14 protein-coding genes are annotated in these 14,852 nt (G+C 72.2%); 7 read left to right on the top strand and 7 right to left on the bottom strand.

What is annotated here, in order from left to right; all coding sequences use genetic code 11:
* Positions 1-17: 17 nt before the first annotated feature.
* A complete protein-coding gene (locus AC3EUJ_RS35935; RefSeq protein ID WP_431969019.1) occupies positions 18-992 on the bottom strand; it encodes a carbohydrate kinase family protein in 975 nt (324 codons plus the stop codon).
* 138 nt (positions 993-1,130) lie between these two features.
* Here AC3EUJ_RS35935 and AC3EUJ_RS35930 point away from each other — a divergent pair, with 138 nt between their 5' ends.
* Complete coding sequence (locus AC3EUJ_RS35930; RefSeq protein ID WP_431969017.1) at positions 1,131-1,337, top strand: hypothetical protein; 207 nt, start codon at positions 1,131-1,133, stop codon at positions 1,335-1,337.
* A 102-nt stretch (positions 1,338-1,439) separates the two neighbouring features.
* Entirely contained in the window at positions 1,440-2,792 is a 1,353-nt protein-coding gene (locus AC3EUJ_RS35925) for a hypothetical protein (RefSeq protein WP_431969015.1), read from the top strand.
* Positions 2,793-2,871: 79 nt separating this feature from the next.
* Here AC3EUJ_RS35925 and AC3EUJ_RS35920 read toward each other — a convergent pair whose 3' ends face one another.
* Positions 2,872-3,225, bottom strand: coding sequence for a HesB/IscA family protein (locus AC3EUJ_RS35920; protein WP_431946412.1), 354 nt, complete (start codon positions 3,223-3,225; stop codon positions 2,872-2,874).
* 242 nt (positions 3,226-3,467) lie between these two features.
* On the opposite strand from AC3EUJ_RS35920, the gene nadA reads away from it, so the two are divergent.
* Entirely contained in the window at positions 3,468-4,643 is a 1,176-nt protein-coding gene (nadA, locus tag AC3EUJ_RS35915; protein ID WP_431969013.1) for a quinolinate synthase NadA, read from the top strand.
* Between the two features lie 15 nt (positions 4,644-4,658).
* Positions 4,659-5,543, top strand: a complete 885-nt coding sequence (locus AC3EUJ_RS35910; RefSeq protein ID WP_431969011.1) for a GNAT family N-acetyltransferase — start codon at positions 4,659-4,661, stop codon at positions 5,541-5,543.
* A gap of 65 nt (positions 5,544-5,608) precedes the next feature.
* On the opposite strand, the gene AC3EUJ_RS35905 is transcribed toward AC3EUJ_RS35910, so the two are convergent.
* The 5 genes from AC3EUJ_RS35905 to AC3EUJ_RS35885 form a co-directional block, all read right to left on the bottom strand.
* Positions 5,609-8,749: an efflux RND transporter permease subunit gene (locus AC3EUJ_RS35905; RefSeq protein ID WP_431969009.1), complete on the bottom strand. Its 3,141-nt coding sequence runs from the start codon at positions 8,747-8,749 to the stop codon at positions 5,609-5,611.
* Positions 8,750-8,913: 164 nt separating this feature from the next.
* Positions 8,914-9,600 (bottom strand): response regulator, encoded by a 687-nt coding sequence (locus AC3EUJ_RS35900; RefSeq protein WP_431969007.1) that lies wholly within the window; start codon positions 9,598-9,600, stop codon positions 8,914-8,916.
* Entirely contained in the window at positions 9,597-10,814 is a 1,218-nt protein-coding gene (locus AC3EUJ_RS35895) for a sensor histidine kinase (protein WP_431969005.1), read from the bottom strand. Before AC3EUJ_RS35895 ends, AC3EUJ_RS35900 begins: the two co-directional genes overlap by 4 nt.
* Positions 10,815-10,924: 110 nt before the next feature.
* Entirely contained in the window at positions 10,925-11,230 is a 306-nt protein-coding gene (gene pspAA, locus AC3EUJ_RS35890) for a PspA-associated protein PspAA (RefSeq protein ID WP_431969003.1), read from the bottom strand.
* A 21-nt stretch (positions 11,231-11,251) separates the two neighbouring features.
* The gene (locus tag AC3EUJ_RS35885; RefSeq protein WP_431969001.1) at positions 11,252-12,043 is read right to left on the bottom strand and encodes a PspA/IM30 family protein; all 792 of its coding nucleotides are present in this window, start codon (positions 12,041-12,043) and stop codon (positions 11,252-11,254) included.
* 150 nt (positions 12,044-12,193) lie between these two features.
* Here AC3EUJ_RS35885 and AC3EUJ_RS35880 point away from each other — a divergent pair, with 150 nt between their 5' ends.
* The 3 genes from AC3EUJ_RS35880 (at position 12,194) to AC3EUJ_RS35870 (ending at position 14,758) form a co-directional block, all read left to right on the top strand.
* The gene (locus AC3EUJ_RS35880) at positions 12,194-12,829 is read left to right on the top strand and encodes a DUF3043 domain-containing protein (protein ID WP_431968999.1); all 636 of its coding nucleotides are present in this window, start codon (positions 12,194-12,196) and stop codon (positions 12,827-12,829) included.
* A 68-nt stretch (positions 12,830-12,897) separates the two neighbouring features.
* Positions 12,898-13,608 (top strand): class I SAM-dependent methyltransferase, encoded by a 711-nt coding sequence (locus tag AC3EUJ_RS35875; RefSeq protein WP_431968997.1) that lies wholly within the window; start codon positions 12,898-12,900, stop codon positions 13,606-13,608.
* A gap of 49 nt (positions 13,609-13,657) precedes the next feature.
* Positions 13,658-14,758 (top strand): S1C family serine protease, encoded by a 1,101-nt coding sequence (locus AC3EUJ_RS35870; protein ID WP_431968995.1) that lies wholly within the window; start codon positions 13,658-13,660, stop codon positions 14,756-14,758.
* Positions 14,759-14,852: the final 94 nt, after the last annotated feature.

The following is a 14,852-nucleotide window of genomic DNA, read 5'->3' as shown; positions in this document are numbered from 1 at the left end:
CGGCCTCCTCCAGGACGTCAGCGCAGGTGGGTGCGGACTTCCTCGGCGGCGTCGTCGCCGTAGGCCTTGGTGAAGCGGTCCATGAAGTGGGCGCGCCGCAGCTGGTACTCCTGCGTGCCGAGGGTCTCGATCACCAGCGTCGCCAGCATGCAGCCGACCTGCGCCGCCCGCTCCACGTCGACGCCCCAGGCGAGGCCGGACAGGAAGCCCGCGCGGAAGGCGTCGCCGACGCCGGTGGGGTCGACCTTGGCATCCTCCTCCGGGCAGCCCACGACGATCGGCTCCGCGCCGGCCCGCTCGATCCGGACGCCGCGCGAGCCAAGCGTGGTGACGCGGGTGCCGACCCGGCCGAGGATCTCCGCGTCCGTCCAGCCGGTCTTGGACTCGATCAGGCCCTTCTCGTACTCGTTGGAGAAGAGGTAGGCCGCGCCGTCCAGCAGTATCCGGATCTCGTCGCCGTTCATGCGGGCGATCTGCTGCGAGAAGTCCGCCGCCCACGAGATGCCCCGGGATCGGCACTCCTCGGTGTGGCGGAGCATCGCCTCGGGGTCGTCGGCGCCGATGAGCACGAGGTCGAGGCCTCCGACACGGGCGGCGACCGAGTGCAGCTCGATGAGGCGGGCCTCGCTCATGGCGCCGGTGTAGAAGGAGCCGATCTGGTTGTGGTCGGCGTCCGTGGTGCAGACGAAGCGCGCGGTGTGCAGGACCTCGGAGATCCGCACGGAGGCGGTGTCGACGCCGTGCCGGTCGAGCCAGGCACGGTACTCGTCGAAGTCGGAGCCCGCGGCGCCGACGAGGATCGGCCGGACACCCAGTTGGCCCATCCCGAAGCAGATGTTCGCGCCGACGCCACCGCGGCGTACGTCGAGCGTGTCGACCAGGAAGGAGAGGGAGACCGTGTGCAGCTGGTCGGCGACCAGTTGGTCGGCGAATCGGCCGGGGAAGGTCATCAGGTGGTCGGTGGCGATGGAGCCGGTGACTGCGATACGCACGGCTGGGATGCTCCTGCGGAGGCGGGCGGCGGACGGGACCCTGTCCACGCTACCGGCTGGACCGGTGGGCGCCGACATGGTGAAACTACCCGATAGTAGGGCTTTCTCCCGTGACCCCACGTGCCTATGGTCGTGTCTATGACCACTCCTCTTCCCGCCGCGCCCCTCGGCGACCCCGAGTCGCTCGCCGAGCTCATCGGCGACTGCCGCAAGATGGCCGCGCACTGGGAGGCCCACGTGGAGACCAAGTCCGCCGCGCGGGTCAGCCCCGCGAGCCTGCACGGGATCACGGTGCCGGCCGCGTCGTCGCACGTCGTCGAGGGCATGGCCGAGTACGCCGACTGACCGGAACCGCGAGGCGCTCCGGCCCGTCCAAGTGGCGTCCCCCGGTCGAAGGACCGGGACGTCAACAGCTGTGCGCGGCTGTGCGGAGCCGAAGGAGCCATCGTGGAGAGCGAGCCGACGCGACCGCGCCGCCCGCACCGGTCACCGTGGGTGATGTCGGCGGTCGCCGTCGCCGTGCTGGCCGCCGGGGGCGGCGGCGCCTACTGGGCCTCGTCGAACGCCGAGGGCGGTGTGCCGCACGCCTCGGGCGGCAGTGGGGACGGTTCACCCGAGCCGCTCGAACTGGACGGTGCCACCCGCGGTACCGGCGCCGAGTTCACCGTCCGGGGCGACCTGCCGGACGGTCCCCCCTCCGCGGCGGTACAGCGGCCCGGCGGTGTGCCGCGCGCCGCCGTGGAACGGCTCGCCCGCGCCCTGTCAGTGCCCGGCACGGTGAAGTCCGACCACGGCGTCTGGAAGGCCGGCGGTACGCCGGACGGCGGCGGTCCCGTGCTCCGGGTGAACAAGGACGCGCCGGGCACCTGGGCGTACTCGTATTACGGCGCCGCGCCGCACAAGGGCCGCGCCCCGGCCCGGGACGAGCTCGCGATCCCGGAGGCGGAGGCGCTGCGCAAGGCGGCGCCGGTCCTCGCGGCGCTGGGGCTGAAGGAGGCGCGCACGGACGCGAGCGAGGTCTCCGGGGTGCTGCGCACGGTCACCGCCGACCCGCGGGTGGCGGGGCTGCCCACGCACGGCTGGCGGTCGGCGGTGCGGGTCGCCTCCGACGGGCTGCTGGTCACCGGGTACGGCATGATGGCGCCGCTGACCAGGGGCGACACCTATCCGGTGGTATCGGCGAAGGCGGCGCTCAAGCTGCTGGAGCGCCCCGGTCCGGGCGGTGACCTGGGGATCGGCGACTGCCCCACCGTGGTACCGAAGCCGTCCCGCGGCCCTGGCGACGACCCGACGCTGCCGCAGGTGCTTCCCTGTGTGCCGAACGCGCACCGGCCGATGGAGGTGCGGAAGGCCGAGTTCGGGTTGTCGGCGCAGTTCGTGGCCGGGCGGCAGACGCTGGTGCCGTCCTGGCTCTTCGAGGTGGCGCAGGAGGGCGTGCGGCGCCCCTCGGTGCTGGCCCAGCCGGCGGTGGACCCGGCGTACCTGCGGGGCGGTACGGCCTCCCCCGCACCCTCGGGGACGGCGGCGCCGGGCGCCTCCGCGGCGAAGGTCGAGTCGTACCGCGCCGAGGGCACGGAGCTGACCCTGCGCTTCTGGGGCGGGGTGTGCAGCGACTACACGGCCTCGGCCGACGAGTCCGGCGCGGTGGTGAAGGTCAAGGTCACGGGGGTACGGAAGGATCCGGGTAAGGCCTGCATCATGATCGCCGAACGGTTCTCGCGCACGGTGCGGCTCGACGCGCCGCTCGGCGACCGCGAGGTCGTCGACCTCTTCGACGGCAGCACGGTGCCGCGGAAGTAGGCCGGGCCGCCCGGGAGGGAGCCTCAGGACATGCCGAAGGCGGCGGGCACCCCGGGTGTCCGCCGCCTTCGCGCGGGGCTCAGTGGAACGAGTCGCCGCAGGCGCAGGAGCCGGTGGCGTTCGGGTTGTCGATCGTGAAGCCCTGCTTCTCGATCGTGTCGACGAAGTCGATGGAGGCGCCGCCGAGGTACGGGGCGCTCATGCGGTCGGTGACCACCTTCACGCCGCCGAAGTCCTTCACGACGTCGCCGTCGAGCGAACGCTCGTCGAAGAACAGCTGGTAGCGCAGGCCGGAGCAACCGCCCGGCTGGACGGCGACGCGCAGCGCGAGGTCGTCGCGGCCCTCCTGCTCGAGCAGGCTCTTGACCTTGGAGGCCGCCGCGTCGGACAGGATGATGCCCTCGCTCTGGCTGGTCTCGTCCTGAACCGTCATCTGATCCACTCCCGGGTTGTACGGATGCTGCCACAACGGTGAACCGGTGGCTTCCCGGATTCATTCCTCCGGGTCCGATGCGTCTTCGCGCCATCCATGCTCGCACACCGGGCCCGGTACGGGTAATGCGTCACACTGACGCGAGGGCCATCGTCATTCTGACGCGAACGGGTTATGATAGATAGCGTCATATAGACGAAAAGGTTTGAGCCGCAGTTCCGCAGAGAAAGGGCTTCGGGCCCGTGACCACCACATCCGAACCGCTGGACGTCCAGCCGACCCCGCTCGCCCTGCTCCTCCTGGGCCGCGAGTCCGACCCGCGCAGCGAACGCGGCGTCGACTGTCCCGGCGACCTGCCTGCCCCCTCGGACCCGGATCTGGTGGAGCGCGCCCGCGCCGCCAAGGCCAAGCTCGGCGAGAAGGTCTTCGTCCTGGGCCACCACTACCAGCGCGACGAGGTCATCCAGTTCGCCGACGTGACCGGCGACTCCTTCAAGCTGGCCCGCGACGCGGCCGCCCGCCCCGAGGCGGAGTACATCGTCTTCTGCGGTGTGCACTTCATGGCCGAGTCCGCGGACATCCTGACCTCCGACGCCCAGCAGGTGATCCTCCCCGACCTGGCGGCCGGCTGCTCCATGGCCGACATGGCCACCGCCGAACAGGTCGCCGAGTGCTGGGATGTGCTCACCGAGGCCGGGGTCGCCGACGTCACCGTGCCCGTCTCGTACATGAACTCCTCCGCCGACATCAAGGCCTTCACCGGCCGGCACGGCGGCACCATCTGCACCTCCAGCAACGCCAAGCGGGCGCTGGAGTGGGCGTTCCAGCAGGGCGAGAAGGTGCTCTTCCTCCCCGACCAGCACCTCGGCCGCAACACCGCGGTCCGCGAGATGGGCTTCTCGCTGGAGGACTGCGTCGTCTACAACCCGCACAAGCCGAACGGTGGGGTCACCGCCGAGCAGCTGCGCGACGCGAAGATGATCCTGTGGCGCGGCCACTGCTCGGTGCACGGGCGCTTCTCACTGGACTCGGTCGAGGACGTGCGGGCCCGCATCCCCGGCGTCAACGTCCTGGTGCACCCCGAGTGCAAGCACGAGGTCGTCGCCGCCGCCGACCACGTCGGTTCGACCGAGTACATCATCAAGGCCCTGGAGGCGGCCCCGGCCGGCTCGTCCTGGGCGATCGGCACCGAGCTCAACCTGGTGCGCCGGCTGGCCAAGGCGCACCCCGACAAGCAGATCGTCTTCCTCGACAAGACCGTCTGCTTCTGCTCGACCATGAACCGCATCGACCTGCCGCACCTGGTGTGGGCACTGGAGTCGCTGGCCGACGGCAAGGTCGTCAACCGCATCCAGGTCGACCGGGAGACCGAGCACTTCGCGAAGCTGGCGCTGGAGCGGATGCTCGCCCTGCCGTAGGGGCAGGATGGGCGCATGATCCTGCGCCCGTTACGCGACACCGACGAGGACGCCGACGCGGTGGCGGTCGTGGCCGCCGCCGCGTTCGGCGCCGCCGACGCCCTGCCCGGCGGCGGCCCGCCCGAGGAGATGCCTCCCGAACTGGCCGCCATGCTGCGCCGGCGCAACCGGTACGTGGCGCGCACCGACCCCGGTGGCTGCTGGCTGGCCGTCGACGAGACCTCCGGCATGCCGCTCGGGGTCGCCCTGTCGACCCGCCGCGAGGGGACCTGGGGGCTGTCGCTCCTTGCCGTGCTGCCCTCCGCGCAGCGGCAGGGGGTCGGGCGTGAACTGCTCGCCGCCGCCCTCGCGTACGGGCGCGGCTGCCTGCGCGGCATCATCTGCAGTTCCCCCGACCCGCGGGCGGCGGCGACCTACCGCCGGGCGGGCTTCGCGCTGCACCCCGCGATGCGCCTGGAAGGGCTCGTCCGCAAGGGCGATCTGCCGGCGCCGGACGGCGCGGTGCACGAGGGCTCGGCCAAGCACCGCGACCTGATGGACTCCGTCGACCGGCGCACCCGGGGCGGCGCCCACGGCCCCGACCACGACCAACTCCTCACCGAGTGCCCCCTGTTGGTCGTGGACGACCTCGCCGGCAGCGGCTACTGCTACATCGATCGATACGGGAACGTACGGCTGCTCGCGGCGACCTCGCGGCGACTGGCGTCCCGGCTGCTCACCGCCGCGCTGCTGAGCCTGCCCGAGGGCGTTACCGCGCAGGTCCCCAACCTGACGGCCCAGCAGCAGTGGGCGGTGGACGTGGGGTTGACCGCCGGGCTGGAGCTCGGCACGTCCGGCTGGGTCTGCCTGCGCGGAATGCGTCCGCCGGAGCCGTACATCCCCTCGGGGTTCTTCGCATAGACGCGGCAGGGTCCGGGGCGTTCACGACGCCCCGGACCCTGCGGCGGGTTGTACCGCGCCGGGTCTCAGACCCCGGCCAGCTCGGACTCCTTCCGCGGCTCCGCGTCGCCCGGGCCGTCGGCCTTGGCCGCCCGCTTGAGCGCCTTGCGCTTGGCGCGGCGCTCCTTGCGGATCTCGACCATCGTGTAGAGGGTCGGGACCAGCAGCAGGGTCAGCAGCGTCGAGGTGAGCAGACCGCCGATGACGACCACGGCGAGCGGCTGGGCGATGAAGCCGCCCTCGCCGGTCACCCCGAGGGCCATCGGGAGCAGGGCGAAGATGGTCGCCAGCGCGGTCATCAGGATCGGCCGCAGACGGTGCCGGCCACCCTCGATGACGGCCTCCACGACGCCGTACCCCTGGGCGCGGTACTGGTTGACGAGGTCCATCAGCACGATCGCGTTGGTCACGACGATGCCGATGAGCATCAGCATGCCGATCAGGGCCGGTACGCCCATCGGGGTGCCGGTGACCAGCAGCAGGCCGATCGCGCCGGTCGCCGCGAACGGGATGGACACCAGCAGCACCAGCGGCTGGATCAGGCTGCGGAAGGTGCCGACCAGCAGCATGAAGACGATGGCGATCGCGGCGAGCATCGCGAGTGCGAGCCCGAGGAAGGCGTCGTCCTGGTCGGAGGAGACACCGCCGATCTCGGCGGTGGCGCCCTCGGGCAGGTCGAGCGACTTGATCTTCGCCTGCAGCGCCGCGCTCACCGCGCCGGTGTTGTCACCGGTCGGTTTGGCCGTGATCGTCGCGGCGCGGGCGCCGTCGATCCGGGTCTTCTGCACCGGGCCGGGGGCCTCGACGACCTCGGCGACCTTGCCGAGCTTCACCGGTCCCGCGGGGGTGGGGATGGAGAGCGCCTTGAGCTCGTCGACCGTCCCGGCCCGCTGCTCGGAGACCACGCGCACGTCGCGCTCGGTGTCGTCCAGCACCGCGGTGCCCACGGTCGTACCGCGCACGGCCTGGGTGACGGCGGCACCGATGGCGGCGTCGCTCAGACCGTACCTGGCGGCCTCGGCCTGCTTGGCGTGGACCTCGATGCGGGGCACGCTCTGCGCGAGGTCGCTGGTGACGTCGGTGACGTCGTCCAGTCCGGCGACGGCGTCGCGGACCTGGGCGCTGGCCTTGGCCAGGGTGCCGGCGTCCGCGGCCTTGACCACGACCGACAGGTTCTGGTTGCCGAAGCCGTCGCCGGCGGAGACCGAGGTCGTGCCGGCGCCGTCGAGTGTCTTCAGGCCCGCCCGGATCTCGCCGACGACGTCGGCGCTGTCGTCGGAGTTCTTCAGCTTCACCTGGAAGCTGGCCTGGTTGGCGCCGGTACCGCCGCCGAAGGCCGCCAGGAAGCCGGAGGAGCCGACGGTGACCTGGTAGTCCTGGACCTGGTCGATGCCCTCGAGGAGCTTCTCGACCTTGCGGGCCGCCGCGTCGGAGGCCGTCAGGCTGGTGCCCGGCGGGAGCTGCTGCTTCACGGTCAGGGTGTCCTGATCGCCCTGGTCGAAGAAGTTGGTCTTGAGCATCGGGGCGAGGCCGAAGGTTCCCACCAGGACCGCGACCGCGATCACGATGCTGGTGACACGGCGCCGGGTGGCGAAACGCAGCACCGGCACGTACAGCCGCTGCAGGAGACTGCGGGACTCCTGCTCCTCGGCCCTGCGGCGGATCTCGTCCGGGTCCACGGTGCCCGCGTCGGCCGGGGGCTTGAGGAACCAGAAGGAGAGCACCGGGACGACCGTCAGCGACACCAGCAGCGAGGCCAGCAGCGCCGCGGCGACGGTCAGCGAGAAGGAGCCGAACAGGGCGCCCACCATGCCGCCGACCAGGCCGATCGGCACGAAGACGGCGACCGTGGTGAGCGTCGAGGCGGTGACCGCGCCGGCCACCTCGCGCACGGCGGTGATGATCGCGGCCTGCTTCTCCTCGCCGTAGGCCAGGTGCCGCTTGATGTTCTCCAGCACCACGATCGAGTCGTCGACGACCCGGCCGATGGCGATGGTCAGCGCGCCCAGGGTGAGCATGTTGAGCGACAGGCCGCGGGTCCACAGCACGATCAGGGTCAGCACGACGGAGAGCGGGATGGAGACCGCGGTCACCAGCGTCGAGCGCAGCGACGCCAGGAAGACCAGGATGATCACGACCGCGAAGAGCAGGCCGAGCAGTCCCTCGGTGGTCAGTCCGTCGATGGACTTGGAGACCGCGGGGCCCTGGTCGCTGACGACGGTGAGCTCGGCACCCTTGCCGAGGTCGCGCTCGAGGCCGGCCAGCTTGTCCTTGACGGCCGAGGAGATCGCGACGGCGCTGCCGTCCTGGTCCATGGTGAGGGCGACGCCGAGGCTGGGCTCGCCGTCGGTCCGGGTGATGGAGGCCGCGGCGTCGGGGCGCTCCGCGACGGTGGCGACGTCACCGAGGCGCACGGGCTTCGGGGCCGCGGGGATCCGCAGGTCCTGGATCTCCCGCACCGAGGCGTACTCGCCGCCGACCTGGACGGTGCGGCTCTTGCCGCTGTCGTCGAAGGAGCCGGCCGGGACGGCGTGGCCACCGGCCTGCAGCGCCTGCACGAGGGCGGCGGCGCCGAGCCCCCGGGCGGCGAGCTTCTTGTCGTCGGGGGTGACGGTGACGATCCGGTCCTGGACGCCGGTGACGGTCACCTGGCCGACGCCGTCGATGTCCTGCAGCACCGGGACGACCGAGCGGTCGAGCGCGTCGGCGAGGGCCTGCTGGTCCATGCCGGTGGAGGTGGCGGCGAGGACGACGGTCGGGATGTCGTCCGTCGAGCCGGCCACGACCTGCGGGTCGGCGTCCTCCGGCAGGCGCGAGGAGACCCGGTTCACGGCCTGCTGGACGTTGGCCACCAGCTTGTCGCTGTCGGCGCCGTAGTCGAACCGGGCCATGATCACGGCAGCGCCCTCGCTGGCCGTGGACGTGATGCCGGTGATGCCGTCGACGCCCTTGACGCCGTTCTCGATCGGCTCGACGACCTGCTTCTCGACGACGTCGGGGGACGCGCCCGGGTAGGTCGTGATCACCGACACCATGGGCAGGTCGATGGAGGGCAGCAGCTGCTGCTTGAGGGACGGTATCGCGATGGCGCCGAAGCCGATGGCGACCACCGCCATCAGCGCCACCAGACTGCGCTGGGCAAGGCTGAATCGGGACAGCCAGGACATCGTGGTGCGGTCTCTTCTCTGTGCTCGCAGTGCTCGGATGGTCTCGGGTTGCGGACTTTTGTCAGCCCACGCCACTTTCTCCTGTCGTGGAGGGTGGTTTCCTCAGCCCGAGGTCGTGATCGCTCGCGGGGGCGTACTGCGGATGCGGTACGTGCCGGTCGTAGTCAGCGCGGGGCGGGGCGCACCAGACCCGACTCGTACGCGGCGACGACCAGCTGCGCGCGGTCGCGGGCGCCGAGTTTGGCCATGGTGCGGTTCACGTGCGTCTTGACGGTGAGCGGGCTCACCCCGAGGCGCTCGGCGATCTCGTCGTTCGGCAGCCCCAGCGCCACCTCGACCAGCACCTCGCGTTCGCGTGCCGTCAGGGCGTCCAGGTCCGGGGCGGCCGGTCCGCCCTCCGAGGGCAGCGGGCGCCGGCCGCCGCCCTGCGCCAGGAACTGCGCGATCAGGCTCTTGGTCGCCGACGGGGACAGCAGCGCGTCGCCCGCGGCGACGGTGCGGATCGCGGCGAGCAGCTCCTCCGGCTCGGCGCCCTTGCCGAGGAATCCCGCAGCGCCGGCGCGGATCGCCTGCGCGACGTACTCGTCGGCCTCGAAGGTCGTCAGGACGAGGACCGACACGCCGGTCAGGTCCTCGGCCGAGGTGATCTCGCGGGTGGCGGCGAGGCCGTCCGCGCCGGGCATGCGGATGTCCATCAGGACGACGTCCGCCCCGGTGTCGCGGGCGAGCGCGACGGCCTCGGCGCCGTCCGAGGCCTCCCCCACGACCTCCATGTCCGGCTCGGACTCCACGAGGACCCGGAACGCGCCGCGCAGCAGCGCCTGGTCGTCCGCGAGCAGCACCCTGATCATGCCGGGATTCTCCCATCCCCCCGCGGGGCGGCCGGCCGGCCCGGCACCGTCAGCGGCAGGCGTGCGTGGACGCGGAAGCCGCCCTGGGCGCAGGGACCGGCCTCGCAGGTGCCGCCGAGGGCCGCGACCCGCTCGCGCATGCCGATCAGGCCGTGGCCGCCGCCCGCGGTGCCTGGGGGCTGCGGACTGCCGCCGCGGTCGGTCACGGTGACCTCCAGCGCCGCGTCGCCGCGCGCGATGCCGATCCGCGCCCGCGCGCCCGGGCCGGCGTGCTTGTGGACGTTGGTGAGCGACTCCTGGATGACCCGGTACGCGGTGAGGTCGACGCTCGCGGGAAGCGTGCCGGTGTCCTCCTCGACGACCTCCACCGGCAGCCCGGCCCGTCGGAAGCCGTCGACGAGCTGGTCCAGCACACCGAGGCCGGGCGCCGGTTCCATGGGGGCGGCGGGGTCCCCGGACTGCCGCAGAAGGCCGACGGTCGCACGGAGCTCGTCCAGCGCGGAACGGCTCGCCTCCCGGACGTGCGCCAGGGCTTGCTTCGCCTGGTCGGGGCGGCTGTCCATGACGTGGGCGGCGACGCCTGCCTGCACGTTGACCAGGGCGATGTGGTGGGCGACCACGTCGTGCAGCTCCCGCGCGATGCGCATCCGCTCCTCGGCGACGCGGCGCTTGGCCTCCTCCTCCCGGGTGCGCTCGGCCCGCTCGGCCCGCTCCTCGACGGCGGCGACGTAGGCGCGGCGGTTGCGGGTGGCCTCACCGGCGGCGGCCGCCATGCCGCTCCACGCGAACAGGGCGATGTTCTCGGCGGAGTACCAGGGCCGGGCCCCGAAGAGCATGGCGATCGCGGGCAGCAGCAGGCAGGTGGCCAGGCCCAGCCGGAAGGTGGTGGTGCGGTCGGTGCGCGTGGAGGCGGAGAAGAGCGCGACGACGACGGTGGCGGCCACCGGGGCGCGGCCCTCCCCGGTCGCGGTGAGCACGTAGACCACGGTGACCGCGCCGGTGAAGGCCAGGACGCCCAGCGGCCGGCGCCGGCGTAGCAGCAGCGCGGCGGAGCCGAGGACGGCCAGCAGGATGTCGGGGACCGAGGCGTCGTACCGCTCGGTGTGCGGCCCGATGAACATGTTGCCGAGGATCACCGCGAGGACGGCGAGCGCCAGCCCGGCGTCAAGGGCGATGGGGTGGGCCTGCGGCCACAGCCGGGCCCGGTCCCTCATTGATCGATGCTGCACGCTCATCAACGGTACGGGCCCCCACGGACGACCGTGCCCCGGCCCGGTGCGGTACCGGGCCGGGGCACGTGGCGAGTGCGCTGGTCGGCTGGGTGTCAGCCGGGGATCAGTCCTCCCCCGGACTCCGTCCGGGAGGAAAGCCCCTCCTTGAGCATGTCCCGGACCTCCTCCAAGGTGGCGTCCGGGGTCGGCAGGATCAGCTCGGACGGCTCCAGGGAGTCGTCCGGCAGCGGTGTGCCGAGCCGCCGGACGGCGTCGAGGAGCGCGGTGAGCGTGCGCCGGAACCCGGCCTCGTCACCGCTCTCCATCTCCGCCAGGAGCTCGTCGTCGAGCTTGTTGAGTTCGGCGAGGTGGCTCTCCTCCACCGTCACCTGGCCCTCGCCCATGATCCGTACGATCACGACGCCCTCCTCAGGGGTGTCTCAACTCTTGTCGAACCGGGGCTGGTCCTGGGTCTGGGGCTGGGCCTGGCCCTGCTGCTGTCCGCCCTCGATGGCCTGCTGCGGCGAGCCGCCGGCCAGCTCGGCCTTCATGCGCTGCAGCTCCAGCTCGACGTCGCTGCCGCCGGACAGGCGGTCGAGCTCCGCCTGGATGTCGTCCTTGGCGATGCCGGTCGGGTCGTCGAGGGCGCCGGAGGCAAGCAGCTCGTCCAGGGCGCCGGCCCGGGCGCGCAGCTGCTCGGTCTTGTCCTCGGCCCGCTGGATCGCCAGGCCGACGTCGCCCATCTCCTCGGAGATGCCGGAGAAGGCCTCGCCGATCTGCGTCTGGGCCCTGGCCGCGCTGTAGGTGGCCTTGATGGTCTCCTTCTTGGTGCGGAAGGCGTCCACCTTGGCCTGCAGACGCTGGGCGGCGAGGGTGAGCTTCTCCTCCTCGCCCTGCAGCGTCTGGTGCTGCGTCTCCAGGTCGGTGACCTGCTGCTGGAGGGCGGCACGACGCGACAGCGCCTCGCGGGCCAGGTCCTCCCGGCCCAGGGCGAGCGCCTTGCGGCCCTGGTCCTCGTACTTCGAGGACTGCTGCTGCAGCTGGTTCAGCTGCAGCTCCAGGCGCTTGCGCGAGGTCGCGACGTCCGCGACACCGCGCCGCACCTTCTGCAGCAGCTCCAGCTGTTTCTGGTACGAGTAGTCGAGGGTCTCGCGCGGATCCTCGGCCCGGTCAAGGGCCTTGTTGGCCTTCGCGCGGAAGATCATCCCCATCCGCTTCATGACACCGCTCATGGGCCTCGCGCGCCCCCTTCATTCAGCTCGCCAGCACACCTCTACAGACCCCACAGTACGGGCCCTGGTTCCATTACCCCACTGTTCTGTTGCGGATGCGCTCATCCTTAGGAACGATCACAGTTCGATGACCTCAGGCGCAGGGAGTAGGTGAGGGGCTGGGGGTCCCGTCGGCGAGCACGTAACCTTGGAGTCGTGTTCCGACGTCGTTCCCAAACCGAGCAGACCGCGTCCACCACTGTGGTGGAGGACCGGCAGCCCCGCGACCCGCAGGCTCCCAAGGGTCGCCCCACCCCCAAGCGCAGCGATGCCCAGACGCAGCGCCGCAAGGCGGTGAATACGCCCACCGACCGCAAGGCTGCCACCAAGCAGGCCCGTGAGGCCCGGCGCGCCGATCTCGCCAAGCAGCGCGAGGCGCTGATGAACGGCGACGAGCGGTACCTGCCCGCCCGTGACAAGGGCCCGGTGCGCAAGTTCGCCCGCGACTACGTGGACTCGCGGTTCCGTGTGGCGGAGTTCTTCCTGCCGCTGGCCGTGGTCATCCTCGTGCTGAGCATGCTCCGCAACCCCGCGCTGCAGAACATCTCGCTGCTGCTGTGGCTCGTGGTGATCGTGCTGATCGTCGTCGACTCGGCCATCACCGGGTTCCTGCTCCGCCGCGAGCTGGCCAGGCGCTTCCCGGACAAGCCCACCAGGGGCGCCGTCGCGTACGCCCTCATGCGGACCCTCCAGATGCGCCGACTGCGCCTGCCGAAGCCGCAGGTCAAGCGCGGCACCAAGCTCTGAGCGGGAACGGCGCCTTCGCCGGCGCCGCCGGCTCGTGGCTGGACCGGCTCGGCGGACTGCGGAACACCGTGCGGCAGGAGCTGGTCGCGCGTCAGCTCGACGAGCAGATCACCGCGCGCTTCCCCGTGGGGCGCCGGCTCAGGATCCTCGACGTCGGCCCCGGTCAGGGCACCCAGGCGCTGCGGCTGGCCCGTGCCGGTCACCTGGTCACCGGCCTGGAGGCCGACCCGGAGATGGCGGCCGTGCTGCGCGAGGCGGTGGCCGCGGAGCCGGAGGGCATACGCGAGCGGATCACCCTCGTCGAGGGCGACGGCCGGGAGACCGGCCGGTACTTCGGGCCCGGCAGTTTCGACGTGGTGCTCTGCCACGGTGTGCTGATGTACGTGCCCGAACCGGACGCCTTGGTCGCCGGGCTCGCGCGGGTGCTGGCCCCCGGCGGACTGCTGTCGCTGCTGGTGCGGAACGCCGACTCGCTGGCGATGCGGCCCGCGCTGCAGGGCGACTGGTCCGGCGCCCTGGCCGCCTTCACGACCGACAGGTACACCAACCGGCTCGGGCTGCCCGCCCGCGCCGACCGGCGCGCGGACCTGACGACGACCCTCAGCGCCATCGGCGCGCCGCTGCACGCCTGGTACGGGGTGCGGGTCTTCACCGACACGGCGCCCGACGACGCCGCGGACGTGCCGGAGGAGCTGCTGGCCGCCGAGGAGCTGGCCGGGCGTACCGACCCCTACCGGGCGGTCGCGGCACTGCTGCATCTGTGCGGCGTACGGAACTGACCGGGGCGGGATACCGGGGACGGGGTGCCGCGAACGCGACACTTCGCTCATGCGCGATACGAAGCAGAACCCACGGCGGCCGATGGCGGCGCTCCGGGCGGCGGCCCTGCTGCTGGCCGTCGCGTGCTGCGGGGGTGTGACCGCCGGATGCACGGGGGGCTCCCCGTCCCCCAGCGCGGCGTCCTCGGCGCCCGCGCCCGTCGCCGCCTCAGAGGCGGCCGGCGCCCGCGATCTGGAGCGCGCCTACCAGCAGGTGGTCAAGGCGGTCCTGCCGTCCGTCGTCCAGATCAACACCTCCGAGGCGCTGGGCTCCGGCATCGTCTACGACACCAAGGGCCACATCGTCACCAACGCCCACGTCGTCGGCAGCGCCGACACCTTCGAGGTCACCCTCGCCAACAGCGACACCCCGCACAAGGGCCGGCTGGTGTCCTCCTTTCCCGAGCAGGACCTGGCCGTCATCGAACTCGACGACCCACCGAGCGGGCTGCGCGCGGCGTCATTCGGGCGCTCACGCGACGTCCAGGTGGGGCAGATCGTGCTCGCCATGGGCAGCCCGCTCGGCCTGAACAGCAGCGTCACGCAGGGCATCGTCTCGGCCGTCGACCGCACGGTCAGCGAGTCCGGGAACGGGGGCGGCGCGGGCGCCACCCTGGCCGACCTGGTGCAGACCTCGGCGCCCATCAACCCGGGCAACAGCGGCGGCGCGCTGGTCAACCTCTCCGGTCAGGTCATCGGCATCCCGACGCTCGCCGCGGTCAACCCCACCATGGGCGACTCGTCCGCGCCGGGCATCGGCTTCGCCATCCCCTCGGCCACCGTCACCCGCATCGCGGACCAGATCATCAAGCACGGCAAGGTCGTCGACTCCGGCCGCGCGGCGCTGGGCATCACCGGGCGCACCGTCCTCGACGAGAACTTCCAGCCCGCCGGGGTGGGCGTCGTCGAGGTCACCGGGGGCGGGGCGGCGGACAAGGCCGGGATCAAGCCCGGGGACGTCATCACCGATGTCGGGGGCGCCGACATCACGACCCTCCAGTCGCTGTCCGAGGCCCTGGTCCAGCACGCCCCCGGCGACACGGTGGACGTCACCTACCAGCGCGGCAGCAGCGAGAAGACCGTCAAGGTCACGCTGGGGCAGCTCCGTTAGGCCCGGTCGTCGAAGTCCCTCCCCCGGAGTTCTCTGCTTCGGCGACAGGGCCTCGCGGCCGGACGTGCAGCGGGGGCCCGGGGGCGTGGGGGGT

The organism is Actinacidiphila sp. bgisy160 (assembly GCF_057707815.1).
Note: the sequence above shows the minus strand (reverse complement) of the source record. Positions and strands in the feature narration are given on the sequence as shown.

Coding starts and splice junctions, on each gene's coding strand:
- AC3EUJ_RS35910 (WP_431969011.1), top strand. CDS start 4,659: ATGATCCTGCGCCCGTTACGCGACACCGACGAGGACGCCGACGCGGTG.
- AC3EUJ_RS35930 (WP_431969017.1), top strand. CDS start 1,131: ATGACCACTCCTCTTCCCGCCGCGCCCCTCGGCGACCCCGAGTCGCTC.
- AC3EUJ_RS35905 (WP_431969009.1), bottom strand. CDS start 8,749: ATGTCCTGGCTGTCCCGATTCAGCCTTGCCCAGCGCAGTCTGGTGGCG.
- AC3EUJ_RS35885 (WP_431969001.1), bottom strand. CDS start 12,043: ATGAGCGGTGTCATGAAGCGGATGGGGATGATCTTCCGCGCGAAGGCC.
- AC3EUJ_RS35895 (WP_431969005.1), bottom strand. CDS start 10,814: ATGAGGGACCGGGCCCGGCTGTGGCCGCAGGCCCACCCCATCGCCCTT.
- AC3EUJ_RS35920 (WP_431946412.1), bottom strand. CDS start 3,225: ATGACGGTTCAGGACGAGACCAGCCAGAGCGAGGGCATCATCCTGTCC.
- AC3EUJ_RS35900 (WP_431969007.1), bottom strand. CDS start 9,600: ATGATCAGGGTGCTGCTCGCGGACGACCAGGCGCTGCTGCGCGGCGCG.
- AC3EUJ_RS35870 (WP_431968995.1), top strand. CDS start 13,658: ATGCGCGATACGAAGCAGAACCCACGGCGGCCGATGGCGGCGCTCCGG.